The organism is Micromonospora sp. WMMD956 (assembly GCF_029626125.1).
In the GTDB taxonomy this organism is placed as follows: domain Bacteria; phylum Actinomycetota; class Actinomycetes; order Mycobacteriales; family Micromonosporaceae; genus Micromonospora; species Micromonospora carbonacea.
Genome location: NZ_JARUBI010000005.1, coordinates 3150657 through 3176957 on the forward strand (window position 1 = coordinate 3150657; position 26301 = coordinate 3176957).

Sequence of the window (26301 nt, forward strand, 5' to 3'; positions counted from 1 at the left end):
GGGGCGGACGCGCCGCACGCGGCGACGGGGCCGGCCGAGGCGGCCGGCCGGTCCCGGCCGCCGTGGTGGCCGGACCCGATCCGTCTCGGGGCGGGGCTGTTCGGGCTCGCCGTCCTGGTGGTGCTCGGCGGCTGGGCGGGGCTCCTCGGCGGGGTCGTCGCCGCCGTCGCGGCGGACCGGGGCTTGCGGCGGATCGAGCCGCCCGCAGTCCGGGAGAGGCGGCTCCGGGAGGCCGTCGACCTGCCCCTCGCCGCGGATCTCCTCGCCGCCACGATGCGGGCCGGTGCGCCGGTGGACCGGTCCGTGCTGGCCGTGGCAGACGCGCTCGGCGGGCCGCTCGCCGACCGTCTGGGCCTGGTCGGCCGGACCCTGCTGCTCGGCGGTCGGCCCGAGGAGGCGTGGGCGCATCTCCTCCCGGTGCCCGGGGCCGAACGGCTGGCCGGTGCCGCGCTGCGTTCGGCCGACAGTGGTGCCGCGCTCGCGGGTGCGCTGACCCGGCTCGCCGACGACCTGCGCGCCGACCGGTCGACCGCCGCCGAGGCCGCCGCCCGGCGGTCCGGCGTGCTCATCGTGCTGCCGCTGGGGCTCTGCTTCCTGCCCGCCTTCATTCTCGCCGGCCTGGTGCCGGTGATCGTCGCCGTCCTCGGCGACGTGCTCTGAGCGCCGTCAGCCGACCGGCTGCGCGGCGACCGTCCAGAAGGGAAGAACGCCCATGCGCAAGATCCTCAACCGCCTGCGCGGCGACGCCGGGATGAACACCGCCGAGTACGCCGTCGGCACCCTCGCCGCCGTCGCGTTCGCCGGCATCCTGCTCAAGGTGCTCACCTCGGGCAACGTGCAGTCCGCGCTGACCGCCGTCATCGACCGGGCACTGAAGTGACCGCCCGCCGGCAGGTCGGTCCCGATCGGGGTGCGCCGGAGCGACAACCGGGGCCGGGCGAGGGCGGCCGGCCGGCCGGGCAGCCGTCCCCGTCGCCCCGGGAGCGCGGGTCGTTCACGGCGGAACTGGCCGCCGGCCTGCCGGCGGTGCTGCTGCTCCTGCTCGCCGGTCTCACCGCCGTGAACGCGGTCGCGACGCAGGCCGGCTGCCTCGGTGCGGCCCGGGAGGCGGCCCTCGCCGCCTCCCGGGGCCAGCCCGGCGTGGCGGCGGGGGAAGCGGCGGCGCCCGCCGGGGCGGAGGTCTCGGTCTCGGTGGGCGACGACCGGGTCACCGCGACGGTACGGGCGCCCGTGCGCGCCCTCGGCGCCCGGCTGCCCCTCGTCACCGTCACCGCCACGGCGGTCGCCGCCGTCGAGCCGGGTGCCCCGGGGCCACGGCCGTGACGAAGCGTCCGACCCGTCGGGGCCTGTTCCGCTCGTGTCCCGCCCGGCGTTCGTGTCGCGTTCGACACTCGTGTCGATCATGTCGTGGCTGGCGCTCGTGCGGCCCGCAGGGGCCGCGACCGGACGGTGAGCGGGGTGGGGCGACCGTGTGTCTGCTCGCCGTCGGGCTGGCGTTCGTGCTGGTGGGCGTCTTCGGCGTGGCCGTCGGTGCCGCCCGGGTCGCGCAGCAGCGGGCTGCGGTGGCGGCGGACTTCGGCGCGCTCGCCGCAGCGGCTCAGGCGCTGACCGGCGGCGAGGCGGCCTGCGCGTCCGCCGGCGAGATCGCGCGGGCGAACGGGGCGCGGCTGGCTGGCTGCCGGCTCGACGGGCTGGACGCCGTGGTGACGACGGAGGTGGTCGTCACGCCGTTGCCCGGTCTCACCCGGGTCGCCACGGCGACCGCCCGCGCCGGCCCGTCCCGGCCCCCGATCCCCGGCCCTGGCGCGACCCCGATCCCCGATCCTGGCTTGGTTCCCGGGCCTGGCCCTGGCTCGGCCCCGGCCCTGGTCGCGGAGCCGGGGCCGGGGCCCAGGCCCAGGCCCGGGGCATCGGCCAGGAGGCGGCCCGGCAGCCCTTCGGGCAGGGGGCCGCCAGGCCGGCCGAGCCGGAAGCCGAGCGCCACCGGGCCGGCGGCCCGCGGGGCTCAGCGGCCGTCGGGCTCAGCGGCCCGCAGGGCTCAGCGGCCCTGGAGGGCGTCCAGGCCGATCGCCATGGCGATCACGAGTCGCCGGTCGATCTGCGGGTTGTGCACCTCGACGACGTACCGGTCGCGCAGGCCCCACTTCTTGACGACCGAGAACACCGGCTGGCCGCCTGCGGTGAAGTCGAAGTGGTACGGCAGCCAGGACAGCGAGTCGACGAACCGGCGTAGCAGCGCCACCGGCATGCTGCGTTCCTGGCCGGTGATCTGCGGCAGGCCGGCCTGCTCGACGTGCCACGTGGACCGCAGCAGCGACTGGGCGAAGTCCTTGCGGAACAGCCCGATCGGGGTGCCGGCGTGGTCGGTCACGTCGTACGTCGCGCCGAGGTCCAGCCGCTGCCGGGCCTTGAAGCCGAGCAGCGGCTGCTGCTTGCTGTCGTCGGTGTAGATGGTGACCTGTTCCTTGAACGCCAGCCGCTTCTGCTGCGCGAAGGCCAGCAGCCCGCCTTCCGAACCGTCGGGGGCGACGGAGTGGACCTCGTACTGGTTGACCATCATCCGGATGCGCTGCCGGATGTGGAACTGCTGCTGTTGCTGCAAGGTGTCGAGCTGCATGAGTTCTCCTCCAGAGGGTCGCCGGAGTCTCGCACAGCCCGCCGACAACCGCCCGCCCGCCGACAACCGCTGGCCCACCAACGACCGCGAGCCAGGCCGGCAGTCGTCGTCCGCCCGTCGGCGTCAGCGTCCGCCGTCGACGGTGGCCTTGAGCGCCCACGCGTTGAGCACCTGGTGGATGCCGCGCAGCCGCTCGTTGATCTGTTCCAGCCGCTCCGCCTGGGCGAGCGTGGCCATGGCGGCACCGAGGGCGATCTGCTGGTCGGGGGTGAGGTGTTCCTGGTCGATGGTGTAGAGCAGGTCGACGGTCTCGGCGATGGTGTCGGCCACGACTCCTCCTCCGGCGGCTGGAAACGGCGATCTCAGGGTAGTGGGGTGGGTGCCTGGCATGGAAGCGCTCCCATGTATCAATGCCCACTACGCCTTTTGGTCATGCACGCCTCCCGAAACCCGGGTGGCCGCCGGCTGCCCCAGAGGCCGCCTACCCCGGCACGCCGCCAGCCCTGGTGCGTCGGTCATCCTGCCTCGGCAGCGTGGCCCCCGGGTCGGTCGGCGCGGGCAGGTTGGCCAGCACCACGTCGAGCACCCGGAGCGCGCCCGGCTTGGACAGCGGGTTGTTGCCGTTGCCGCACTTCGGGGACTGGACGCAGGACGGGCAGCCCGCCTCGCAGCCGCATTCGGCGATCGCGTCGCGGGTGGCCCGCAGCCACTGCGCGGCCGTGCCGTACGCCCGCTCGGCGAAGCCCGCCCCGCCCGGGTGCCCGTCGTAGACGAAGACGGTGGGCGCCTCGGTGTCCGGGTGCAGTGCCGTCGACAGCCCGCCGATGTCCCACCGGTCGCAGGTGGCCATCAGCGGCAGCAGCCCGATGGCGGCGTGCTCGGCGGCGTGCAGCGCACCGGGCACGTCCGCCGGCTCGACGCCGGCTGCCGCCAGCGACTCCGGGGAGAGGGTGAACCAGACGGCGACGGTGCGCAGCTCGCGGGCCGGCAGGTCCAGCGGGCGGGTGTCGATGACCTCGCCGGAGGAGATCCGGCGTCGCTGGTACGACACGACCTGGCTGGTCACGTCCACCTCGCCGAGGAAGAGCCCGACGGGCCCGGCGTCGACGTAGGAGCGGACCGACGCCACGGTGAGGGAGGTGACGTCCCGGGCGTGGGTGGACCAGTCGGGCTCCTCCGGGTGCACCAGCGCGCACCCGTCGTCGAGGTCCAGCGAGTCGACCACGTACGACACGCCCTGGTGCAGGTGGACCGCGCCGGCGTGGACGAGGAAGTGGGCCGATCCGCCGTCGACGGTGCCGAGCAGCCGCCCGGTGGCCGCCTCGACCACGCAGACCGGTGCCCCGCCCTCGCCGCGCAGGTCCACCTCGGGGCGCTCCCGGTGCCGCCAGTACCAGCCGGTCGGCCGCTGCCGCAGCGCGCCCGCCGCGACGAGCGAGTCGACGGCCTCCTTCGCGCCGTCGCCGAAGAGGTCCAGGTCGGCGGGGGTGAGCGGGGCCTCGGCCGCCGCGCAGGCGAGCTGCGGGGCGAGCACGTACGGGTTGGCCGGGTCGAGCACGGTGGCCTCGACGGGGCGGCCGAACAGGGCCTCCGGGTGGTGCACGAGGTAGGTGTCCAGCGGGTCGTCCCGGGCGACGAGCACGGCGAGGGCCTCGTCGCCGGAGCGCCCCGCCCGCCCGGCCTGCTGCCACAGCGACGCCCGGGTGCCCGGCCAGCCGCAGATCAGCACGGCGTCGAGGCCGACGAGGTCGACGCCGAGCTCCAGCGCGTTGGTCGAGGCGAGGCCGAGCAGGTCGCCGTGCAGCAGGGCGCGCTCCAGCTCGCGCCGCTCCTCGCGCAGGTAGCCGGCCCGGTAGGCGGCCACCCGGTCGCCGAGCCCGGGGACGGCCTCGTCGAGGGCGCGGCGCGCGGTGGCGGCCACCACCTCCGCGCCCTTGCGGGACCGGACGAATGCGAGGGTGCGCACGCCGGAGGCGACCGCGTCGGCGAGCAGGTCGGCGGTCTCCCGCAGCGCCGACCGGCGCACCGGCGCGAGGTCGCCGGCCCCGCCCGCCTGGTCGCCGGCCCCGGGGGCCTGGTCGCCGGGCAGCAGCGGCGGCTCCCACAGGGCGAAGGTCACCCCGCCGCGCGGCGAGGCGTCGTCGGTGACGGCCGCGACGGGCAGGCCGGTGAGCCGCCCGGCCGCCGTCGCCGGGTCACCCGACGTGGCCGAGGCCAGCAGGAACACGGGGGTACGCCCGAAGCGCGCGCACTGGCGGCGCAGCCGGCGCAGCACGTGCGCGACGTGGGAGCCGAACACGCCCCGGTAGGTGTGGCACTCGTCGACGACGACGTACGCCAGCCGGCGCAGGAACCCCGACCAGTGCGCGTGCCCGGGGAGGATGCCGTGGTGCAGCATGTCGGGGTTGGTCAGCACGAACCGGGAGTGCCGGCGGATCCACTCCCGCTCGGCGCGCGGGGTGTCCCCGTCGTAGGTGGCGGGGCGTACCCCGTCGAGGTCCAGGCCGGCGACGGCGCGCAACTGGTCGGCGGCGAGCGCCTTGGTCGGCGCGAGGTAGAGCACGGTGGCCCGGGGGTCGGCGAGCAGGGTGGCCAGCGCGGGAAGCTGGTACGCCAGGGACTTGCCGGACGCCGTGCCGGTGGCGACGACGACGTGCGTGCCCGCGTACGCCAGGTCGGCGGCCTCGGCCTGGTGCCGCCAGGGCGCGACGACGCCGCGGCGGGCGAACGCCGCGCGCAGTTCCTCGGGGGTCCACGGCGGCCACGACGCCTGCTCGCCGGGCCGGGCCGGCACCCGCTCGACGTGGGTGACCGGGTCGGCGTCGCCGCCGGTGCGCGCGCGCAGCCGACGCAGCAGCTCGGCCGGGGCCGCGCCGGGCGGGCGGTCGGGGCCGTGGCCTGCGGCTACGGTGGCTGCGGGGGGCATGTCCTGCACTCTCGCACAAGTGTTCGGAGTTGACCGGCGGGGGTGTGGGTAAGGGGGAGCCCTTCGCCGGTGACCTCGCGGACGGCCCCGGCGGGGATGGTTAGATGCCCAGGAGAGTTTACGACTCTTGCGAGGAGGACCGATGGAGCTGTCGCTGGCGACCCGTGCCGTGGGGGAGCACACGGTGCTCGAGGTCGGCGGTGAGGTCGACGTCTACACGGCCCCTCGCCTGCGGGAACGGCTGCTGGAGCTGATCGACGGCGGGGCCAGGCACGTCGTGGTCGACCTGGGGCGGGTCGACTTCCTCGACTCCACGGGCCTGGGCGTGCTGGTGGGCGCGCTGAAGCGGCTGCGCGCGGCCGGCGGCAGCTTCGCGCTGGTCTGTGGCAAGGAGCCGCTGCTCAAGATCTTCCGGATCACGGCCCTGGATCAGGTCTTCCCGTTGTACCCGACCGTCGACGCGGCGATCGGGGCCGATCCGACCGGCTCCGGCGCCTGATGGCGACGGTCCGGCTCTCCTTCTCGCCGGCCCCGGTGCACGTGCGCACCGCCCGGCTGGTCGGTGTCGCGGTGGCCCGCCGCGCCGGCGTTCGCGAGGACCTGCTCGACGAGGTGCGGTTGGCCATCGGCGAGGCGTGCACCCGGGCGGTGGCCCTGCACCGGCAGTACAACGTGCCGGATCCGGTGCTGGTGGAGATGTCCGACAGCGGGGCGTACGCGGTGCGGGTGGTGGACCGGGCGCCGATCGAGGCGAGCATCGGCCTGGCCGCGCTGGACGCCGACCAGCTCGCCAACGAGTCGCTCAACGAGGACGATCTGACCACCGGCGTGGGCTTCGCGCTGCTGGCCGGTTTCGTCGAGGATCTTCAGGTGCGCCCCGTCGAGGAGGGCGTCGGCACGGAGGTCCGCATGGTATGGCCGGTGCACCGCTGACTCTCTGCTCAACCCTTGCTGATCGCATGATCAGTCGTCCGGGCTGACTCCGCGCTCAACTCACTGATTGCCTGCTCAGGGCCGCACTCCCGACCGGGAGGGCGGCCCGTTCGTCGTGGTCGGGGCTTATATCAGAATTCTTCGCGTAACACAGCGACGAAGATCATCCGAACAGGGTGCCCCTCAATGTGACCTCTGGCACTACGGAGGGCTACAGTACGCGGGTTGTCAGCAAGTGATCCTTCCCGCAGCCAGCGGGTATGGGTGTTCATCGCTGGTCCGCTGGAGTGGGTTGGCGCGCTTGCGAGTCCGCATCCAGGCGTCGGTCCGTGCGTCTCCACCGGCCGGCGCGAGTGTTCGGTACAGGAGGACACAGATGTCCGGGACCATGGCCGCCGACGGCGGCGCACTGTCCCTTACCGGAGCCAACCTGACGTACGTCGTCATCGCCGCGGTCATCGCGCTGGTGGCACTCGTCTTCGCCGCCGCCTTGACCAAGGCCGTGCTGGCAGCCGGTAAGGGCACCACCAACATGCAGGAGATCTCCGGAGCGGTGCAGGAGGGGGCCTCGGCCTACCTGCTCCGGCAGTTCAGGACCCTCGCGATCTTCGTGGTGATCGCCGTGGTGCTGCTCTTCCTGTTGCCGGTGCACGACACCGACGGCAGCGAGCTGGCGGTGAAGATCGGCCGGTCCGCCTTCTTCGTGGTGGGCGCCCTGTTCAGCGCGTTCATCGGCGGGGCCGGCATGTGGCTGGCCACCCGCGCGAACCTGCGGGTCGCCGCCGCGGCCCGGGAGGCGACCGGCGGCCGGGAGGGCGCCATGAAGATCGCCTTCCGCACCGGCGGCGTGGTCGGTTTCCTCACCGTCGGCCTCGGCCTGTTCGGCGCGGCGCTGGTCGTCCTGCTGTTCAAGGGCGACGCGCCGACCGTGCTGGAGGGCTTCGGCTTCGGCGCCGCCCTGCTCGCCATGTTCATGCGGGTCGGCGGCGGCATCTTCACCAAGGCCGCCGACGTCGGCGCCGACCTGGTCGGCAAGGTCGAGCAGGGCATCCCCGAGGACGACCCGCGCAACGCCGCCACCATCGCCGACAACGTGGGCGACAACGTCGGCGACTGCGCCGGCATGGCCGCCGACCTCTTCGAGTCGTACGCGGTCACGCTGGTCGCCGCGCTGATCCTCGGCCGGGCCGCGTTCGGCAACGACGGCCTCGTCCTCCCGCTGATCATCTCCACGATCGGCGTGCTGGTGGCGATCGTCGGCGTCTTCATCACCCGGCTGCGCGCCTCCGACCGCAACGGCCTCACCGCGATCAACCGGGCGTTCTACCTCTCCGCCCTGTTCTCGGCGGTGCTGGTGGCGGTCGCCTCCTTCGTCTACCTCAAGCCGACCTGGGCCGACCTGCTCGGGCCCGAGTGGCGGGCCAGCCTCGGCGTCGACGGCGGCGACCCGCCGCTGGGTCCGCGCGGGGTGACCATCGCCGCCGTGATCATCGGCATCGTGCTGGCCGCCGCGATCCAGGCGCTCACCGGCTACTTCACCGAGACCAACCGCCGCCCGGTGCAGGACATCGGCAAGAGCTCGCAGACCGGCCCGGCGACCGTCATCCTCGCCGGCATCAGCGTCGGCCTGGAGTCGGCCGTCTACTCGGCGCTGCTGATCGGCGCGGGCGTCTTCGGCGCGTTCCTGCTGGGCGGCAGCTCCATCACCCTGTCGCTGTTCGCGGTGGCGCTGGCCGGCACCGGCCTGCTCACCACCGTCGGCGTGATCGTCGCGATGGACACCTTCGGCCCGATCTCCGACAACGCGCAGGGCGTGGCCGAGATGTCCGGCGACATCGACGAGAACGGGGCCCGCATCCTCACCGAGCTGGACGCGGTCGGCAACACCACCAAGGCGATCACCAAGGGCATCGCGATCGCCACCGCCGTCCTGGCGGCGACGGCGCTGTTCGGCTCGTACACCGACACGCTGCGCACGGCGTACTCGGACGCGGGCGTCGGCGACGTCGGCGCGGAGATCCTGAACTCGCTGAACGTGGCGAACCCGCGCAACCTCGTCGGCCTGATCATCGGCGCGGCCGTGGTGTTCCTCTTCTCCGGGCTGGCCATCAACGCGGTGTCCCGCTCGGCGGGCGCGGTGGTGATGGAGGTGCGCCGGCAGTTCCGCGAGCTGCCCGGCATCATGGACCGCACCCAGCGCCCCGAGTACGGCAAGGTCGTCGACATCTGCACCCGGGACGCGCAGCGCGAGCTGATGACCCCCGGCCTGCTCGCCATCCTCGCCCCGATCGCCGTCGGCTTCGGCCTCGGGCCGGGCGCGCTGGCCGCGTACCTGGCCGGGGCGATCGGCGCCGGCACCCTGATGGCGGTGTTCCTGTCCAACTCGGGCGGCGCGTGGGACAACGCCAAGAAGCTCGTCGAGGACGGCGCGTTCGGCGGCAAGGGCTCCGACTCGCACGCCGCCACGGTCATCGGCGACACCGTCGGCGACCCGTTCAAGGACACCGCCGGCCCGGCGATCAACCCGCTGATCAAGGTGATGAACCTGGTCTCGCTGCTGATCGCGCCGGCCGTCGTGGCGTGGAGCGTCGGCGACGACCGCAACGTCGGCCTCCGCGTCGGCATCGCGGTGGTGGCCACGCTGATCGTCGTGGCGGCGGTGGTGTTCAGCAAGCGCAAGGGCATCGCGATGGGCGACTCCGACGACAGCGGCACCGGCGCCGGCAGCGCCGACCAGCGGCCGGAGACGGTCAACGCCTGAGCGGTGACACAGCGGGTTCCCGGCCGGTCGACCACCGCCGGCCGGGAGCCCGCACCCCCGTGGCGGGCCCGGGGCGGCAAACCGACCCGTGGCACGACGGCGCGGAGGCCGTACGCTGCAACGCATGCGCACGTGCCGGGCGGCGACCGCCGGAAAGCTGACGGCGGTCCTCGCCACGCTCGTCCTGGCGCTGGCCGCGTGCGGCGGCGGCCCCAGCCCGCAGGCGTGGGCGGCGTCGGTCTGCGAGGCGCTCAGCCCGTGGCGGGCCGAGATCAACAAGCTGACCAGCAGCACCCAGCAGCAGATGACCGCGCAGACCACCCCGGCGCAGGCGAAGGAGAACCTGGTGCGGCTCTTTGCCGGCGCGGCGGACGCCAGCGAGACCGCCCGTCGCAAGATCGACCAGGCCGGCGTCCCCGAGACCGAGCACGGCGAGGAGATCTCGGCCCGCTTCCAGGCGTCCCTGGGCAAGGTGCGCGACGCGTACGGCCGGGCCCGCGACACCATCGACGGGCTGGGCACCGGCGAGGCCACCGCCTTCTACGACGGGGTGCGCGCGGCCGTGGAGACCCTCGACAAGGAGTACGACGCCAGCGCGCTGGACACCAGCCGGCTCGACTCCGAAGAGCTCAGACAGGCCTTCGACGAGGTCCCGGAGTGCCGCTGACGTCCCCCGACCGACCACCCGACCCGGTGCGGCAGCTCTCCCTGTTCGGCGCCGAGGCGGCGGACCCGTCCGTCGCCGACCTGGCCGGGCTGCTCGCCGGGCCCGGCGAGGTGTCGCGGATGGGCGGCACCGCCCGGCTGTCGATCGTGCTGGACGCCGCCTGGCGGGTGCACGTGCTCGTCGCCGAGCTGTCCCGGCGCGGCATCGCCGCGACCTGGGAGGCGACCCCCGACGGCCGGCACCTGGTGCGCACCTCGTACGCGAGCACCCTCGCGCCGCTCGCGCTGGCCTGGCTGCGCGACCCGGCGTCGTCCGTCGAGCCTGCGGGTGAGGTGAAACGGCCGCCCGCCGGGTTCCACCTCAACGGCCGCCGGCTGCGGCTCTGGGTGGCCGCCGCCGGTGCGGCCGACCCGCCCGGGTTCCTGCTCCGCCTCGGCGCGGCGGACGAGCACTGCCGGGAACCGGCCGGCGCGGCCCTGGCCGCCGTCGGCCTGCCGGCGGTGCTGCTCGACGCGCAGGCGGGCGGGCCGGCGTACCGGATCACGGGCCGCCGCCGGCTGGCCCGCCTCGCCGACCTCATCGGCGACCGCCCACCCGCCGCGCCCGCCGCCGACTGGCCCGCCGCCGGCTGAGCCGACTGGCCCGCCGTCGACTGGCCCGCCGCCGGTTGAGCCGACTGGCCTGCCGCCGACTGGCCCGCCGCCGGCTGAGCCGGGCGGGGCGGCACGCCCCGAGCCGGCCGGGACGTCGCCGGTCGGGCCTCCCCCGGGTGTCCGATCAAGGACACTCCAGCCGTCGGGCGACGGCGGCGGAGCGGCTGGTCGGGCGTCCACCGAGAGGCGGCGTCGTCACAGTGGCCCGCCCGAGGGCCTACCCACGGTGTACGGTGGCGCCGTCCGGCAAGACCGTCGCCGGTGCCCCGGGAAGCGGCGTGGGCGGTTTGCCGCCCGCGAAACCCGGAACCCGGACGGCGCGTTACGTTGGACATCCGGACCGCCGGCGGTTCCGGCGGACCGCGGGTGGTCCGCGCCCCGGATCGGCCGGCCACGAGCAGGAGTGAGGTCGCAGGAGACGTGCCGAGCAACGCCAGGACCACCCGTCTGGTCATCGTCGAGTCACCGGCGAAGGCCAAGACGATCTCGGGCTATCTCGGCCCGGGGTACGTCGTGGAGGCCAGCTTCGGTCACGTCCGCGACCTGCCACGCAACGCCGCCGACGTGCCCGCCAAGTACAAGGGCGAGCCGTGGGCCCGGCTCGGGGTGGACGTCGACAACGGCTTCCACGCCCTCTACGTGGTCTCGCCCGACCGCCGCCAGCAGATCAGCAAGCTGGTCAAGCTGGCCAAGGAGGTCGACGAGATCTTCCTGGCCACCGACGAGGACCGCGAGGGCGAGGCGATCGCCTGGCACCTGGTGGAGACGCTGAAGCCCAAGGTGCCGGTCAAGCGGATGGTCTTCCACGAGATCACCAAGCCGGCGATCCAGGCGGCGGTGGCCAACCCCCGCGAGATCGACCGGGACCTGGTCGACGCCCAGGAGGCCCGGCGCATCCTCGACCGGCTCTACGGCTACGAGGTCTCCCCGGTGCTGTGGAAGAAGGTCATGCCGAAGCTCTCGGCGGGCCGGGTGCAGTCCGTGGCGACCCGGATCGTGGTCGAGCGCGAGCGGCAGCGGATGGCCTTCCGCACCGCCGAATACTGGGACATCCTGGCCACCCTCGCCGTGGCGAGGCCGGGCGAGGGGCCGCGCACCTTCAACGCCACCCTCGTCGCGCTGAACGGCGACCGGATCGCCACCGGCAAGGACTTCGAGCCGACCACCGGCAAGGTGCGGCCCGGCGCGGGCGTCGTGCACCTCGACGAGGGCGGCGCGCGCGGGCTGGCGGCCCGCCTCGCGGGGCGGCCGTTCACGGTCACCCGGGTCGAGGAGAAGCCCTACCGCCGCCGCCCGTACGCGCCGTTCATCACCTCCACCCTCCAGCAGGAGGCGGCCCGCAAGCTGCGGTTCTCGTCGCAGCAGACGATGCGCACCGCGCAGCGGCTCTACGAGAACGGCTACATCACCTACATGCGTACCGACTCGGTGAACCTGTCGGAGACCGCCATCGCGGCGGCCCGCCGGCAGATCGTCGAGCTCTACGGCGAGCGCAGCGTGCCGCCGGAGCCGCGCCGCTACACCGGCAAGGTGAAGAACGCGCAGGAGGCGCACGAGGCGATCCGCCCGGCGGGCGACAACTTCCGCACCCCGGGCGAGGTGGCCCGGGAGCTGTCCGGCGAGGAGTTCAAGCTCTACGAGCTGATCTGGCGGCGCACCATCGCCTCCCAGATGACCGACGCGGTCGGCTCCAGCGTCTCGGTGCGGATCCGGGCCGTCTCCTCCGCGCAGGAGGAGGCCGACTTCGGCGCGACCGGCAAGACGATCACCGACCCGGGCTTCCTGCGCGCGTACGTCGAGTCCTCCGACGACGAGAACGCCGAGGCCGAGGACGCCGAGCGCCGGCTGCCCAACCTGGTCAAGGACCAGCCGCTGACCGCCGACGCGCTGGCCGCCCAGGGCCACCACACCCAGCCGCCGTCGCGGTACACGGAGGCGTCGCTGGTCAAGGCGCTGGAGGAGCTGGGCATCGGCCGCCCCTCCACCTACGCGTCGATCATGCAGACGATCCAGGACCGGGGGTACGTCAGCAAGCGCGGCCAGGCGCTCATCCCGTCGTTCCTGGCGTTCGCGGTGATCGGCCTGCTGGAGCGGCACTACCCCCGGCTGGTCGACTACAACTTCACCGCCAGCATGGAGAACGAGCTGGACGAGATCGCCGGTGGCGACCACGCCGCCGTCGACTTCCTCACCGCGTTCTACTTCGGCAGCGCCAACGGGGCCGGCGACCAGACCATCGCCCACGCCGGCGGGCTGAAGAAGCTGGTGACGGAGAACCTCAGCGAGATCGACGCACGCAGCGTCAACTCGATCCCCCTGCACACCGACGACGAGGGCCGCGAGGTCGTCGTCCGGGTGGGGCGCTACGGGCCGTACCTCCAGCGGGGCGCGCCCGGCGAGGAGCCGGCGGCCCACGGTGAGGGCGAGGAGGGCGGCGGCCAGGGCGACCGGGCGCCGATCCCCGAGGGGCTGGCCCCCGACGAGCTGACCCCGGAGAAGGTGCACGAGCTGTTCCTCGGCGGGGGCGGCGAGCGCAAGCTCGGCGACGACCCGTCGACCGGCGAGCCGATCCTGCTCAAGTCCGGCCGGTTCGGCCCGTACGTGGCCAGCGGCGAGCGCAAGTCGTCGCTGCTGCGCACGCAGTCGCCGGACTCGCTCACCCTCGACGAGGCGTTGAAGCTGCTCAGCCTGCCCCGGCTGGTCGGGGTGGCCCCCGACGGCGCGGAGGTCCTCGCCAACAACGGCCGCTACGGCCCGTACGTCAAGCAGGGCGACGAGTTCCGCTCGCTGGACTCGGAAGACAAGATGTTCACCGTCACGCTGGACGAGGCGCTGGCCCTGCTGGCCGCCCCGAAGACCCGCCAGCGTCGGGCCGCCGCGCCGCCGCTGCGGGAGATGGGCGTCGACCCGCTGACCGAGAAGCCGCTGGTGATCAAGGATGGCCGGTTTGGCCCGTACGTGACCGACGGCGAGTTCAACGCGTCCCTGCGGCGGGGGCAGACCCCGGAGGCGCTGACCGTCGAGGAAGCCTCCGAGATGCTCGCCGAGAAGCGGGCGAAGGGCCCGGCCCCGAAGAAGAAGGCGGCGGCGAAGAAGGCCCCGGCCGCGAAGAAGACGACGGCGAAGAAGACCACGGCGGCGGCAAAGAAGACCGCCGCCGCCACGAAGACGACGGCCACCAAGGCCACGACGGCCACCAAGGCCACGACGGCCAAGAAGGCCACCCCGGCCAAGAAGGCGACACCCCCCAGAAAGGCCACCACCTGAGATCTTGGAAGATTCCGGCCCCTGGAGGGGCCACCTTCTTCCATGATCTCGCCGTTGTCCACAGGGGCAGCGGGGATGGCGGGCCGTGCGGCAGGGTTTCTGCCGTGGGTTTTCGTGGCGGGCGGGGCTGGGCGGGGTGGCGGCGGGCGCTGCCGGGCGACGACGCCGACGAGCTGACCTGGCTGCTCTTCCACCAGGATGAGGTGATCAGTCTCAGCCAGGCGCTGCGGCATCTGTCCCGCAAGGCGATCCGGCACCGGGTCGACAGCCACCGCTGGCGGCAGGTGCACCGGGCGGTGTTCGTGACCCACAACGGTCCGGTGGGCGCGGATCAGCTCCGGTGGATCGGCGTGCTCGCCGCCGGACCGGCGGCGGTGCTCGGTGGGCTGACCGCCGCCCAGGCGGGTGGGTTGCGTGGCTTCCCCGGTCGCCCCGTCCACCTACTGCTGCCGGCCGACCGTCGGCGAGGGCCGCTGCCGCCGGGAGTCGTGGCGCACCGGACGACCTGCCTACCGGACGAGGACGTGTACGCCATCGGGCAGCCCCGCCGCACGATGCCGGCCCGGTCGATCGTCGACGCCGCGCAGTGGGCCGGAAGCGACGACGAGGCCAGGGCAGTGATCGCCGCCGGTTTTCAGCAACGCCTGGTCGGGGGCGACGACCTGCGGCAGGTGCTCGACCGGCTGCCCCGGGCCCGCCGCCGGCGGCTGATCCTGGGCACCGCCGCAGACGCGGCCGGCGGCGCACACTCCCTTGCCGAGCTGGGCTTCCTGGGCCTCGTCCGGGGCGCGGGGCTGCCCGAGCCGACCCGGCAGAAGGTCCGGTGCGACGCCACCGGGCGGCGTCGTTACCTCGACGCCTACTTCGACGAGTGGGGGGTGCACGTCGAGGTCGACGGTGGTCAGCACCTCGACCCCCGCGCGGCGTGGGCCGACATGCGCCGGCAGAACGCGCTCTGGATCGACGGCGACCGGGTGCTCCGCTTCCCGTCCTGGGCCGTCCGCGACCGCCCCGAGGAGGTGGTGGACCAGTTGCGCGCCGCCCTGCGTGCCGCCGGCTGGCCCGGCTGACGCCGTCGAGACAATCTTGGAAGATTCCGGCCCCTCCAGGGGCCAGTTTCTTCCAAGATCTGCGAGGGGTGCCTGTCAGGGGCCCAGGAGAGTTGTCAGGTGGGGGTTTACGAAGACTCCCTGCGGGTCCAGGCGGTGGCGGAGGGAGCGGAAGTCGGCAAACTTCGGGTACGCGGGGGCCAGCGACTCCGCGTCGCGCCAGTGCAGCTTGCCCCAGTGGGGGCGGCCGCCCAGCCCGGCGGCGGCCTCCTCGACGGCCCGGAAGTACGGCTCGTAGGGCGCGCCTAGGTACTGGTGGACGGCGATGTACGCCGAGTCGCGCCCGTACCCGTGGGAGAGCCAGATGTCGTCGGCGGCGGTGAAGCGCACCTCGACCGGGAACTGCACCTTGAACGGGAGCCTGCCGACGATGCGGCGCACCTCGGCCAGGGCCTCGGGCAGGGCGGCGCGCGGCAGGCCGTACTCCATCTCCATGAAGCGGACCCGGCGCGGGGTGCAGAAGACCGCGTCGGAGCGGCCGGTGTAGGTGCGTTCGCTGAGCGCCCGGGCGGAGGCCGCGTTGATCGCGGGCACCAGGCGCGGCGCGGCGCGGCCGAGCCGGCAGAGGCCGGCGAAGACGGTGTTGGCGAGGAAGTCGTCGTCGAGCCAGGCCCGCCAGCGGGGCAGCGGCCGGTCGTCGGCGGGGACCCGGTCGTTGGTCTTGAGCTGCACCCGGTCGGTGTAGGGGAACCAGAAGAACTCGGCGTGGTCGTGCTTGGCGACCAGCGACGGCAGGTCGGCGAGGACGTCGTCGAGGGCGGCGGGGCGTTCGTGGGCGCGCAGCACGAAGGCGTCCACGACGCGCAGCGTCACCTCGGTGAGCACGCCGAGGGCGCCGAGGGAGACACGGGCGGCGGCGAAGACGTCCGGGTGCTCGCCAGCGGAGCAGCGCAGCACCTCCCCGGTGCCGGTGACCAGGGTGAGCGCCTCGACGAAGGTCGACAGGCAGCCGTACGCCGCGCCGGTGCCGTGGGTGCCGGTGGAGATCGCCCCGGCGACGGTCTGCGCGTCGATGTCGCCGAGGTTGGGCAGCGCCAGCCCGTGCCCGGCGAGCAGGGCGTTGAGTCGGTGCAGGGGCATCCCTGCCGGTACGGTGACCAGGCGTCGGTCGCGGTCGACCCGGGTCTCGGTGTCGAGGTCGGTCAGCTCCATCCGGCGGTCGTCGGCGCACGCCACGGCCGTGAAGGAGTGGCCGCTGCCGACGGGCCGGATCCGCTCGCCGGCAGCGGCGGCGGCCTGGACGGCGGCGGCGACGTCGGCGATCGTACGGGGGCGGAGGATGGTGGTGGCGGTGCTGCGCTGGTTGCCGGCCCAGTTGCGCCAGTGGGGGCTCGGCGGGGTCGTGCTGCCCATGCGCGCTCCTCGACGTGAATGTGAGATGTCTTCATATCAGGAACGTTGTGCCTGGTAAATACCGCAATCCAGGTCCGCTCGTTGTACCGGTAGTCACGTACTCGTGACGTGCAGATATGTTCATCTGTCGAAGGGGGGTGGCGCCGAGTGTCCACACCAGCCGCCACGACCGGGCCGTTGCGCCGGGTGCCGGTCCAGGGTCGAAGCGTCGCGCGGGTCCAGCGGATGCTGGACGCCTGCGCCGAACTCGTCGACGAGGTGGGGTACGAGGGGCTGACCACGACCCTGCTCGCCGAGCGCGCCGAGGTGGCGATCGGGTCGGTCTATCAGTTCTTCCCGGACAAGCGGGCGATCGTGCAGGCGCTGACCCTGCGCACGATGGAATCCTACCTCCAGCGGCTCGACGAGCGGTTCGCCTCGGACGACCTGACGCACTGGTGGGACGGCGTCGACGCGGGGATCGACGAGTACATCACGATGCACCGCACCGTCCCCGGGTTCCGTACCCTGCACTTCGGCGACGTGGTCGACCTGCACCTGCTGGACGAGCAGCGGGACAACAACGGCGTCATCGCCGACCAGCTCGCCCGGGTGCTCACCGAGCGGTTCGGCATGGTCGACGAGCCGCGCCTGCGGTTCTGCCTGGAGATCGCCGTCGAGGCCGCCGACGCCCTGATCAAGCTGGCGTTCCGGCGCAACGCCGAGGGCGACGAGCGGGTGCTCGCCGAGGCGAAGGCGCTCATCCGCGAATACCTGCACCGGCACGTGGAGGCGTCGGCCGCCGCCGCTGCGGGCGTCACCACCCCGGCCCCCGCCCCCACCGCCTGAACGGGCGGCGGCGGGACTAGAGGAAGGCGTGACCCTCCCCCCGGTAGGTGGGGACGGTCCCGACCATCCGGTCGCCGTCGACCAGGTGCAGCTCGTTGACGCGCTCGCAGAGCTCGCCGGCCTTGGCGTGCCGGAACCACACCCGGTCGCCGACGCGCAGGCCGGCCGCCGCCGGGCCGGTCAGCGGGGTCTGCACCTCGCCGGCGCCCTCCGCGCCGAGCAGCTTCAGGCCGGTCGGCAGCCAGGGGGTGGGCAGCCGGTTGCCGGCGGGCGGGCCGGAGGCGATCCAGCCGCCGCCGAGCACGGTCGCCAGCTCCGGCGTCGGCCGGCGGACCACGGCGCAGGCGAAGAACGCGGCCGGGGTGGGCCGCCAGGCCCGGTACGCGTCGAACAGCGTCGGCCCGTACAGGCCCGATCCCGCGGTGACCTCGGTGACCGCGGGATCGGCGCTGGTCGCCGCCACGCTGCCCGTGCCGCCGCCGTTGACGAACTCCAGGTCGGCGTGCTCGCGTACCGCCGACACCGCCGCGCCCCGGCGGGCCAGCAACTCGCGGTACGACCCGCGCTGGGCGGCCCGGATCGCGGCGGCGAGGGCCGCCCGGCCCGGCGGGGCGTCGCCCAGCCCGGCGATCTGCGCCTCGTACGACATGAGGCCGACCAGCCGGAAGCCCGGCCGGGCGGCGATCGCGGCGGCGAGCGCGCCGGCCGCGCGGGCGCTGTGCACCGGCGAGCGGCGCACCCCGACGTGCACCCGCCTGCCCAGGGGCCGCCAGGACGCGTCGAGGTCGACGCAGACCCGTAGCGCGGGCCGGCGGCCCGGCGGGCACACCGCGTCGACGAGGTCGAGCTGGTCGGTCCCGTCGACCATCAGCGTGACCGCCCCGGCCAGCCCCTCGTCGGCGGCCAGCTCGGCGAGCGCCCCCCGGTCGGCCGTGGGGTACGCCACCAGCGCGTCGTCGGTCACGCCGGCCCGGACGAGCCAGTTCGCCTCGGGCAGGGTGAACGCCATCACCCCGCGCCAGCCGGGGCGGCCCAGCACCCGGCGGAGCAGCTCGCGGGACCGGACGGACTTGCTGGCGACCCGGATCGGCTTGCCGCCGGCCCGGGTGGGCAGCGCCGCCGCGTTGGCGTCGAACGCCGCCAGGTCGACCACCGCGTACGGCGGGTCGAGGTGGGCGGTCGCCCGTTCCAGGCGTTCGCGCAGTTTGTCGCCTTCGCTGGTCACGTGTGCACGCTAACTGTCGATCGGTCAATTGTGAAAGAGCCTCGCGTCTGCCGGGGCGTGCTTCCGCCCGGCGGCCCGGGGACACCGGCGGCGACGGGTGGCGGCTGCGGCCTAGGCTCGGCGAGCAGGCACTGTCACGGGCGGGAAGTCCCCCGACCGGGACTAGAGTGTTGCACCGGGATGCCCAACGTTGGGCCGGCACGTGGAGGTACGGCCATCGAAAGCCAGAACAGCGGCGAGTCGCCCGGCGAGTCGCCGTCGGCCGGCCCGCCCGGCGCCGAGGACACCGGCCGCACCGGCGCCCAGGCGGGCGCCCCGCCGGCCGGGACGCAGCCGGCCGACCGGTCCGGGGCCGCCGCGATCCGCTCCGTGCTGCGCATCCGACCGTTCCGCCGGCTCTGGATCGTGCTCGGCGCCGCCTCCTTCGGCGACTGGCTCGGCCTGCTCGCCACCTCCGTCTTCGCCGCCGCCCAGGTCTCCGGCAGCACCGCCCAGGGCGCCGCGTTCGGCACCCTGATCGCGATCCGGCTGCTGCCCGCGCTGATCCTCGGCCCGGTGGCCGGCGTCCTCGCCGACCGGTTCGACCGGCGCTGGACCATGGTCATCTGCGACGTGCTGCGCTTCCTGCTGTTCGCCTCCATCCCGCTGTTCGCGCTCACCGGGGCCAGCGGCGGGCTGGTGGTCGGCTGGGCGGCGGTCGCCACCTTCCTGATCGAGACGATCACCCTGCTCTGGATCCCGGCCAAGGAGGCCGCGGTCCCCAACCTCATCCCGCGCGCCCGGCTGGAGGCGGCCAACCAGCTCACCCTGATCACCACGTACGGGCTGACCCCGATCGCCGCCGCGCTCGGCCTGGCCCTGCTCGACCGCAGCGTCCGGGCGGCCACCGGCGGGGAGATGCCGTCCTGGGCCGAGCCGGCGCAGCTCGCGCTGTGGTTCAACGCGTTCTCCCGGCTCGCCACCGCCCTGGTCGTCGCCTTCGGGATCAAGGAGATCAGCCAGGCGCAGGCCAGCGAGGCCGAGCGCACCGAACAGGGCGTCATGCGCCAGTTCACCGAGGGCTGGAAGTACATCGGCCAGACCCCGCTGGTCCGTGGCCTGGTGCTCGGCATCTTCGGCGCGTTCGCCGGCGGCGGCATCGTGATCGGCACGGCCAAGTTCTTCGCCGCCTCGCTCGGTGCCGGTGACGCCGCCTTCTACCTGCTCTTCGGCGCGATGTTCATCGGCCTCGCCCTGGGCATCGGGCTCGGCCCGATGATCGTGCGGGAGATGTCCCGGCGGCGCTGGTTCGGCATGAGCATCGTGCTGGCCAGCGCGTCGGTGGTGGTGCTCGCGTTCGCCGTGCACCTGTCCATGGCGATGCTCGGCGCGATCCTGGTCGGCGCGGGCGCGGGCATGGCCTTCCTCGCCGGCACCACGCTGCTCGGCGGCGAGGTCGCCGACGAGGTGCGCGGCCGGGTCTTCGCGGTGGTGCAGATCGGCACCCGGCTGGTGCTGATCCTCGCCATCGCGCTGAGCAGCCTCCTCGTCGGGGTCGGCGGCTCCCGCAAGCTGACCATCGCCGACCTCGGCATCTCCGTCTCCTCCACCCGGCTGCTGCTGCTCGCCGCCGGCGCGGCCGGCATCTTCGCCGGGATCAGCGCCTTCGGCCAGATGGACGACAAGAAGGGCGTGCCGGTCCTCGCCGACCTGTGGGGGTCGATCCGGGGCCGCCCGCTGATGCCGGCCGAGCACTTCGTCTCCAGCGGGCTCTTCGTGGTCTTCGAGGGCGGCGAGGGGGCCGGCAAGTCCACCCAGCTCGCCGCGCTCGCCGAGCGGCTGCGCGGGCAGGGGCGCGAGGTGGTGGTAACCCGGGAGCCGGGCGCGACCGAGGTCGGCGCGCGGATCCGCGCGCTGCTGCTCGACGCGACCGCCGAGGGCCCGTCCCCGCGCGCCGAGGCGCTGCTCTACGCCGCCGACCGGGCGCACCACGTCGCCACCGTCGTCCGGCCGGCGCTGGTCCGGGGCGCGGTGGTGATCAGCGACCGGTACGTCGACTCGTCCCTGGCCTACCAGGGGGCCGGGCGGACGCTCCCCGTCGACGAGGTCTCCTGGCTCTCCTCCTGGGCCACCGGCGGCCTCAAGCCCGACCTGGTGGTGCTGCTCGACGTGGACCCGCACACCGGCCTGTCCCGGGTGGCCGCCCGCAACGAGGGGGCCGACCGGCTGGAGGCCGAGTCCGTCGCCTTCCACGAGCGGGTCCGGTACGCCTTCCTCGACCTCGCCGCGAACGACCCGAAGCGCTACCTGGTGCTGGACGCGTCCCGCCCCGTCGAGGAGACCGCCGGGCTGGTCGCCCGCCGGGTGGCGGAGTTCCTGGTCGACCCGGCCGGGATCGTGCACCCCCGGCCCGCCCAGGGGCCCGACACCTCGGTGCAGCCCGAGTTATCCGACTCGGAGCTGGTGACGATGGAGCACCGCACCTGATGCCGGACGTCTCCGCAGCCGCCGCCCCGGAAGCCGCGCGGCCGGAAGCCGCCGCCGCTGGCGTCTTCGCCGACCTGGTCGGCCAGGACGAGGCGGTCGCCACGCTGCGCCGGGCCGCCGCAGCGGCCGCCGCCCAGCTCCGGCAGGCCGCCCCCGGCGCGGAGCCCGCCGCCGACCCCGGGGCCGGGATGACCCACGCGTGGATCTTCACCGGGCCGCCCGGCTCGGGCCGCTCGGTGGCCGCCCGCGCCTTCGCCGCGGCTCTCCAGTGCGCCTCCGGCACCGGGTGCGGCACCTGCCCCGGCTGCCACACCACGATGGCCGGCACCCACGCCGACGTGCGGCTCGTCGCGCCCGAGGGGCTCAGCATCGGCGTCGGCGAGATGCGCGCGCTGGTGCTGCGGGCGGCCAGCACCCCGTCCGGCGGGCGCTGGCAGGTGGTGATCATCTCCGACGCCGACCGGCTCACCGAGGCGGCCGGCAACGCGCTGCTCAAGGCCGTCGAGGAGCCGCCGCCGCGCACGGTGTTCCTGCTCTGCGCCCCGTCCACCCACCCCGACGACGTGTCGGTGACCATCCGGTCGCGCTGCCGGGTCGTACCGCTGCGGCAGCCCGCGCCCGAGGCGGTGGCCGAGGTGCTGGTCCGCCGGGACGGGATCGCGCCGGACGTGGCGCGCTGGGCGGCGGCGGCCGCGCAGGGGCACGTGGGCCGGGCCCGGCGGCTCGCCGGCGACCCGCAGGCCCGCAGCCGGCGCGACGCCGTGCTCGCCGTGCCGCGCCGGCTCACCGGGGTGGGCGCCGCCTTCGACGCGGCGTCCGCGCTGATCGAGTCCGCCGAGGCGGAGGCCGCCGCGTCCGTCGCCGAACTCGACGAGGCGGAGAAGGCCGCGTTGCAGACGGCGCTCGGCGCGGGCGGCACCGGCCGGGGCGCGGCCGGCGCGCTGCGCGGCGCCCAGGGCCAGCTCAAGGACCTGGAGAAACGGCAGAAGTCGCGCGCCACGCGCGCCCAGCGCGACGCCCTGGACCGGGCCCTGGTCGACCTCGCCGGCTTCTACCGCGACGCCCTCGTCGCGGCGCTGCGCGCGCCCGTCGCCCCCGTGCACACCGACACCGCCGCGCTGGCCGAGGCGGGCGGGCAGAAGTGGCACGCCGAGGGGGCGCTGCGCCGGCTGGAGGCCGTGCTGGAGTGCCGCGCCGCCATCGAGGCCAACGTCAAGCCGCGCATCGCCGTGGAGGCGATGATGCTCGCCCTCTGGAAGGGCTGACCGCCCACCCCTGCTCCGTCCACAGGGCATCGACAGGCCCGATTGGTGTGCGGTACGGTCCGGTGATGCCGTGGTGACCGTGGCGGCACACTCAGTGAGTGCACTGCCGGGAGGAGTCCGCGATGCCTCGGGGGGAGATCGACGAGGCCTGGATCGAGGAGGCGGTGCGGCGCTACCGCCGCATCGAGGCGTTGCAGGCCGAGTTCGACCAGGCGGTGTCGACCGTGGAGGTCACCGTGCGTTCCCCGGACGGGCTGGTCGAGGTCGCGGTCACCGCCGACGGCCGGATCACCGACGTGCGCTTTCTCGGCCCCCTGCACCAGCGCCACCACCGCGACGTGGCCGCCTCCGTGCGCGCCGCCGTGGCCGCCGCCGCCGACGCGGCCCAGTGGGCCCGGGAGAAGCTGCACAACGAGACGTTCGCCGCCTACCGGCCCCTCGCGGGGGCCTGACGTGGACGAGCTGCGCGCCCTCGCCGCCCGGCTGGACGAGGCGAGCGCCACCCTGGAGACGCTGGCCCGCGCCGTGACCGCCACCGACCCGCCGCACCCGGCGTTCGGCGCGCAGGTCCCCGGCCGGCCCGGCGAGATCGGCCGGGCCCTGCACCGGCGGTGGACCGACGCCACCGGCGACCGGGCCCGCGAGGCAACCGTCGCCGCGTCCCGGCTCGCCGCCGCCGCGTCCGCGGTGCGCAGCGCCGCCGACCGCTACACCGGGGTCGACGACGCCGTCCGTCGCCGGCTCGGCCGGGAGCGGTGATGGACGCCCTCGACCGCCTCGCCGAGCCGGGGCTCGACCTGCTCGACCGCGTCGACACGCTGCTCGTCGGCGGTGCGCCCGAGGGGCACCGGCTCTGGCCGCTGCTGCGCCGCATGCAGGTGCTCCCCGGCGACGCCGTGCGGGGCTTCCTCGACCTGCACCCCGCCCCGCTGACCGGTGCCGGCCACGCGGTGCGCGGGCTCGTCCGGGCGTACGACGAGGTGTGCCGCACCCTCACCGACCCCGCCGCCTGGTCCGGGCCGGCCGCCTCGGCCTACGACCAGGCCCGCGCCGCCCTGCTGCGCCACCTCGACGAGGGGCCGGAGAGTCTGGTGGGCCGGCTGGAGGCCACGGCCGGCTACGCCGACGCCCTCGCCGACTGGGTCGAGGGCAGCCGCCTCGCGCTCGCCCGCGCGCTCGCCGACGTGCTCGGCTCCGCCGAGGCGGTCCGGGTGCGGGCCGCCACCGCACCCGCCCCCGCCGGCGACACCGGGCCGGGCGCGGCGGGGCTGCTCGCGGCGGCCGACATCGCCCACCGGGTGCTGGCCGTGCTCGGCGTGGCCTACGACGGGGCGGAGACGCTGCTGCGCCAGTGGTCGCCGAGCCTCGCGGAGACGACCTGGCGCGGGTCGACGGTCGGCGGCCCCTACCACGGCTCCCCGCTGCGGGTCCGGTGACCGCGTGGTGACGCGGGGCTGGGTGCCGGGCCGCACCGCGTCGTAGGGTGAAGGCATGGGCATGCTCTGCGCGGTCAGCTTCAACCGGTACGGGCGCCTCTACTACCTCGATCCGGGCGAGTTCCGCCCGCAGGTGGGCGACCGGGTGCTGGTCCCCACCGACGACGGCCCCGAGGTGGCGGAGTGCGTCTGGGCCGCGCAGTGGGTCGGTGAGGACACCGACGGCTTCCCCCGGCTCGCCGGCCTCGCCACCGACGACGACCTGCGCCGCGACGAGCTGCTGAGGCGGCGCAAGGCCGAGGCGAAGGTGGCCGCGAAGCGGCTGATCCGTGAGCACGGCCTGCCGATGAAGGTCGTCGCCGTCGACCACGTGCTCGCCACCGCCGACGGCGGCGGGGACCGCACCACCGTCTACTTCACCGCCCCGCACCGGGTCGACTTCCGGTCCCTCGTGCGCGACCTGGGCGCCACCCTGCACTGCCGGGTCGAGCTGCGCCAGCTCTCCGCCCGCGACTCCGCGCGGGTGCAGGGCGGCATCGGCTCCTGCGGGCGCGACCTGTGCTGCGCCACCTTCCTCACCGACTTCGAGCCGGTGACGATCCGGATGGCGAAGGACCAGGACCTGCCGCTCAACCCGCTGCGCATCTCCGGGGCCTGCGGCCGGCTGATGTGCTGCCTGAAATACGAGCACCCGCTCTACGCCAAGTTCGCCGAGTCCGCCCCGGCGATCGGCACCCGCGTGAGCACCCCGGAGGGGGACGGCCGGGTCGTCGGCCACAGCGTCCCGAGGGACGCCGTGACCGTGCGGCTGGACGCCGACGGCACGCGCTCCATGTGCTCCCGCGCCGCCGTCTGCGGCTCCCGCCAGGCCCACGACCAGCGCTACGACGCCTGAGCCGGCTCAGGGCGCCAGCACGACCGGTGGCTCGGCCAGGCGCGGGGTCAGCGGATCCTTCGGGGCCAGCCAGGAGGCGGTCGGGGAGTCGTCGGGGTTCAGCCGCCAGCCGCGGGAGACCCGGTCCACGGCGATCGGATAGATGGTGAGCGTGCCGTCCGGGTCGATGCGCATCCGCAGGAACGCCTTGGCGTCCTCGATGCCCTGACCGGCGAACAGCTCGTTCACGTTCACCCCGAAGGCCCCCGCCACCAGCAGGTAGGCCGCCACCAGCTCGCTGGCGAGGAGGCCGATCAGCGGGCCGTACACCACCGCCGCGGCGGCCACCGGCAGTGGCCACGGCCAGTCGTGCAGGGGCACCGCCAGCCAGGCCCAGGTGCCGGCGGCGGCGAGCGCCACCTGCGCCAGCCCGTGCGCGACGCCGAGGATCCAGTGCCGCACCTGCCGCTTGCCGCCGGCGCTCGGCGGCTTCGCGAAGAAGACCGCGCCGAGCATCGTCACCAGCAGCATCGCCACCAGCGGGACGCTCAGCAGCCGCTGCTCGGTGCCACCGGCCCGACCCGCCGCCACCCCGGCCATGGCCAGCATGAGCAGGGTGTGCACCGTGCCGAGCAGGGTGCCGAAACCCGGGTTGCGTCTCGGCAGCCGGGCGAAGACGCCCCAGCCGTACCGGCGGGAGCGGGCCCGGTCGGGGAAGGTGGCCGCGAGGTCGTACGGGAGGCTGCGGCTGGCCCGCCGGGACAGGGTGTCGCGCGGGGGCACCTCGATCCGCTCCGGCAGGTGGTGGGTCGGGTACAGGTAGGCCCCGCCGCCGCCGCAGGTGACGAGCTGCCGGTCCGGGCCGGCGTACCGGGCGTAGTGGTGCAGGTCCCCGGAGACCAGCAGCCGCACCCGCGCCCCGGTCGGCGCGACGATGGTGCGGACGAAGTAGTCGATCGAGTCGTACGCCGTGGGGTGGTCGACGGCCTTGACCCACGTCGGCGCGGGCACGGCCAGGATCACCCGGCTCCCCGGCCCCAGCCGCTTCGCGACGGTGTCGAAGTAGGTGAGCTGCGGGTCGTCCAGGTACGAGCCGGACTGGTCGTCGAGGCCCAGCAGCCACCAGCCGGCGGGCAGCTCGGCGGCGAAGTACGAGCGGGACTGGCCGGTGCCCCAGCCGCCGAAGTGCCGGTCCCGGGAGCGGACGAACAGCCGCAGGAAGGCGGTGAGCCCGTCGTACCAGTCGTGGTTGCCGGGGACCGCGAACAGGGTGGGCCGCTCGGGCGGCGTCACCGGCAGCGCGGCCTGGTACGGCCCCTTGCAGCGGTCCTCGTACGCCTCGTAGGACGCCGACGGGTAGACCTGGTCGCCCCCCATCACCAGGGTCTGTGCCCGGGGCAGCCGGTGCCCGTCGACGGTCAGCTCCGGCTGGGCGAGCAGGTACGCCACCGAGTAGGTGGCGTCGAAGCCGTCGCCCAGGTCGGCCACGTAGTCGAGCCACAGCCCGCCGTCCGGCCCGACCTGGCGCTCGATGCGGGCCTCCAGCGAGTTCTGCAACTCCCGCTTGTCCAGGTACGCCCCGAACAGCATCGCCAGCAGCGTCCGCAGGCCGGTGCTGATCAGCAGGAGCGGCGCGAGCCACGGCACCGGCCTGCGCGGGGTGAAGCCCAGCTCCGGCGGGTCGATGCTGCGCGGCCGGCGGGCCGTGCGGGCGAAGGCCCGCTCGTCGTCGGGATCATCGAGAGGGGCCGGGCCGTCGACGGGGGTGCGATCGTCGGTCACCAGCCGCAGCGTAGTCCGGGCGGGGCCGATCCGCTGTCGGGTGTGGGCAGGGACGGGCCGGATGTCCGGGATGCCGGTGCCCGGGGCGGGGCCCGGTGCCGTCGCCGTCGCGGGTCCCGTTGCGCCGCCCGTTGCGGGC

Annotated in this window: 23 protein-coding genes and 1 pseudogene; 18 read left to right on the forward strand and 6 right to left on the reverse strand. The window is 74.7% G+C overall.

Features of this window, described 5'->3' with window-relative positions:
* Positions 1-78 precede the first annotated feature (78 nt).
* The 4 genes and pseudogenes from O7628_RS14515 to O7628_RS14530 all read left to right on the forward strand — a co-directional run.
* A complete protein-coding gene (locus O7628_RS14515) occupies positions 79-660 on the forward strand; it encodes a type II secretion system F family protein (RefSeq protein WP_278136313.1) in 582 nt (193 codons plus the stop codon).
* Positions 661-712: 52 nt separating this feature from the next.
* Entirely contained in the window at positions 713-880 is a 168-nt protein-coding gene (locus tag O7628_RS14520; RefSeq protein WP_074475350.1) for a DUF4244 domain-containing protein, read from the forward strand.
* 125 nt (positions 881-1005) lie between these two features.
* On the forward strand, positions 1006-1323 hold the full coding sequence (locus O7628_RS14525; RefSeq protein WP_074475394.1) for a TadE family type IV pilus minor pilin: 318 nt from the start codon (positions 1006-1008) through the stop codon (positions 1321-1323).
* A gap of 146 nt (positions 1324-1469) precedes the next feature.
* Positions 1470-1784: pseudogene (locus tag O7628_RS14530) on the forward strand (Rv3654c family TadE-like protein); the annotation flags it as partial.
* A 254-nt stretch (positions 1785-2038) separates the two neighbouring features.
* On the opposite strand, the gene O7628_RS14535 reads toward O7628_RS14530, so the two are convergent.
* The 3 genes from O7628_RS14535 to O7628_RS14545 form a co-directional block, all read right to left on the reverse strand.
* Positions 2039-2617, reverse strand: a complete 579-nt coding sequence (locus tag O7628_RS14535; protein WP_278131075.1) for a hypothetical protein — start codon at positions 2615-2617, stop codon at positions 2039-2041.
* A gap of 123 nt (positions 2618-2740) precedes the next feature.
* Positions 2741-2947: a hypothetical protein gene (locus tag O7628_RS14540; RefSeq protein WP_043961488.1), complete on the reverse strand. Its 207-nt coding sequence runs from the start codon at positions 2945-2947 to the stop codon at positions 2741-2743.
* Positions 2948-3098: 151 nt separating this feature from the next.
* Positions 3099-5543, reverse strand: coding sequence for a DEAD/DEAH box helicase (locus O7628_RS14545; protein WP_278131078.1), 2445 nt, complete (start codon positions 5541-5543; stop codon positions 3099-3101).
* A 142-nt stretch (positions 5544-5685) separates the two neighbouring features.
* On the opposite strand from O7628_RS14545, the gene O7628_RS14550 reads away from it, so the two are divergent.
* The 7 genes from O7628_RS14550 to O7628_RS14580 all read left to right on the forward strand — a co-directional run bounded on the left by O7628_RS14550 (position 5686) and on the right by O7628_RS14580 (position 14894).
* Positions 5686-6042 (forward strand): STAS domain-containing protein, encoded by a 357-nt coding sequence (locus tag O7628_RS14550; protein WP_178063006.1) that lies wholly within the window; start codon positions 5686-5688, stop codon positions 6040-6042.
* Complete coding sequence (locus O7628_RS14555; protein ID WP_074475345.1) at positions 6039-6476, forward strand: ATP-binding protein; 438 nt, start codon at positions 6039-6041, stop codon at positions 6474-6476. Before O7628_RS14550 ends, O7628_RS14555 begins: the two co-directional genes overlap by 4 nt.
* Before the next feature lie 376 nt (positions 6477-6852).
* On the forward strand, positions 6853-9237 hold the full coding sequence (locus tag O7628_RS14560) for a sodium-translocating pyrophosphatase (protein ID WP_278131081.1): 2385 nt from the start codon (positions 6853-6855) through the stop codon (positions 9235-9237).
* A gap of 124 nt (positions 9238-9361) precedes the next feature.
* On the forward strand, positions 9362-9904 hold the full coding sequence (locus tag O7628_RS14565; RefSeq protein ID WP_278131083.1) for a hypothetical protein: 543 nt from the start codon (positions 9362-9364) through the stop codon (positions 9902-9904).
* Positions 9895-10536 (forward strand): hypothetical protein, encoded by a 642-nt coding sequence (locus O7628_RS14570; protein ID WP_278131085.1) that lies wholly within the window; start codon positions 9895-9897, stop codon positions 10534-10536. Before O7628_RS14565 ends, O7628_RS14570 begins: the two co-directional genes overlap by 10 nt.
* 441 nt (positions 10537-10977) lie before the next feature.
* Complete coding sequence (topA, locus tag O7628_RS14575) at positions 10978-13824, forward strand: type I DNA topoisomerase (protein ID WP_278131087.1); 2847 nt, start codon at positions 10978-10980, stop codon at positions 13822-13824.
* A 104-nt stretch (positions 13825-13928) separates the two neighbouring features.
* Positions 13929-14894, forward strand: coding sequence for a DUF559 domain-containing protein (locus O7628_RS14580; RefSeq protein ID WP_278131089.1), 966 nt, complete (start codon positions 13929-13931; stop codon positions 14892-14894).
* A 75-nt stretch (positions 14895-14969) separates the two neighbouring features.
* On the opposite strand, the gene O7628_RS14585 is transcribed toward O7628_RS14580, so the two are convergent.
* Positions 14970-16286, reverse strand: coding sequence for a D-arabinono-1,4-lactone oxidase (locus O7628_RS14585; RefSeq protein WP_278131090.1), 1317 nt, complete (start codon positions 16284-16286; stop codon positions 14970-14972).
* 225 nt (positions 16287-16511) lie between these two features.
* On the opposite strand from O7628_RS14585, the gene O7628_RS14590 reads away from it, so the two are divergent.
* Entirely contained in the window at positions 16512-17114 is a 603-nt protein-coding gene (locus tag O7628_RS14590) for a TetR/AcrR family transcriptional regulator (RefSeq protein WP_074475338.1), read from the forward strand.
* A 16-nt stretch (positions 17115-17130) separates the two neighbouring features.
* Here the strand turns inward: O7628_RS14590 and O7628_RS14595 are convergent, their stop codons facing one another.
* Positions 17131-18339: an amino acid deaminase/aldolase gene (locus tag O7628_RS14595; protein ID WP_074475337.1), complete on the reverse strand. Its 1209-nt coding sequence runs from the start codon at positions 18337-18339 to the stop codon at positions 17131-17133.
* Between the two features lie 180 nt (positions 18340-18519).
* On the opposite strand from O7628_RS14595, the gene tmk reads away from it, so the two are divergent.
* The 6 genes from tmk (at position 18520) to ricT (ending at position 24401) form a co-directional block, all read left to right on the forward strand.
* Positions 18520-20805: a dTMP kinase gene (gene tmk, locus O7628_RS14600; protein WP_278131092.1), complete on the forward strand. Its 2286-nt coding sequence runs from the start codon at positions 18520-18522 to the stop codon at positions 20803-20805.
* Positions 20805-22070 (forward strand): DNA polymerase III subunit delta', encoded by a 1266-nt coding sequence (locus O7628_RS14605; protein WP_278131094.1) that lies wholly within the window; start codon positions 20805-20807, stop codon positions 22068-22070. Before tmk ends, O7628_RS14605 begins: the two co-directional genes overlap by 1 nt.
* A 122-nt stretch (positions 22071-22192) precedes the next feature.
* Positions 22193-22522, forward strand: coding sequence for a YbaB/EbfC family nucleoid-associated protein (locus O7628_RS14610; RefSeq protein WP_074475336.1), 330 nt, complete (start codon positions 22193-22195; stop codon positions 22520-22522).
* 1 nt (position 22523) lies between these two features.
* The gene (locus O7628_RS14615; RefSeq protein WP_074475335.1) at positions 22524-22829 is read left to right on the forward strand and encodes a hypothetical protein; all 306 of its coding nucleotides are present in this window, start codon (positions 22524-22526) and stop codon (positions 22827-22829) included.
* Entirely contained in the window at positions 22829-23506 is a 678-nt protein-coding gene (locus tag O7628_RS14620) for a hypothetical protein (RefSeq protein ID WP_278131096.1), read from the forward strand. The genes O7628_RS14615 and O7628_RS14620 overlap by 1 nt, the downstream gene beginning before the upstream one ends.
* A 55-nt stretch (positions 23507-23561) precedes the next feature.
* Positions 23562-24401, forward strand: coding sequence for a regulatory iron-sulfur-containing complex subunit RicT (gene ricT, locus O7628_RS14625; protein WP_074475333.1), 840 nt, complete (start codon positions 23562-23564; stop codon positions 24399-24401).
* Between the two features lie 6 nt (positions 24402-24407).
* Here the strand turns inward: ricT and O7628_RS14630 are convergent, their stop codons facing one another.
* Positions 24408-26234 (reverse strand): metallophosphoesterase, encoded by a 1827-nt coding sequence (locus O7628_RS14630; RefSeq protein ID WP_278136314.1) that lies wholly within the window; start codon positions 26232-26234, stop codon positions 24408-24410.
* Positions 26235-26301 lie beyond the last annotated feature (67 nt).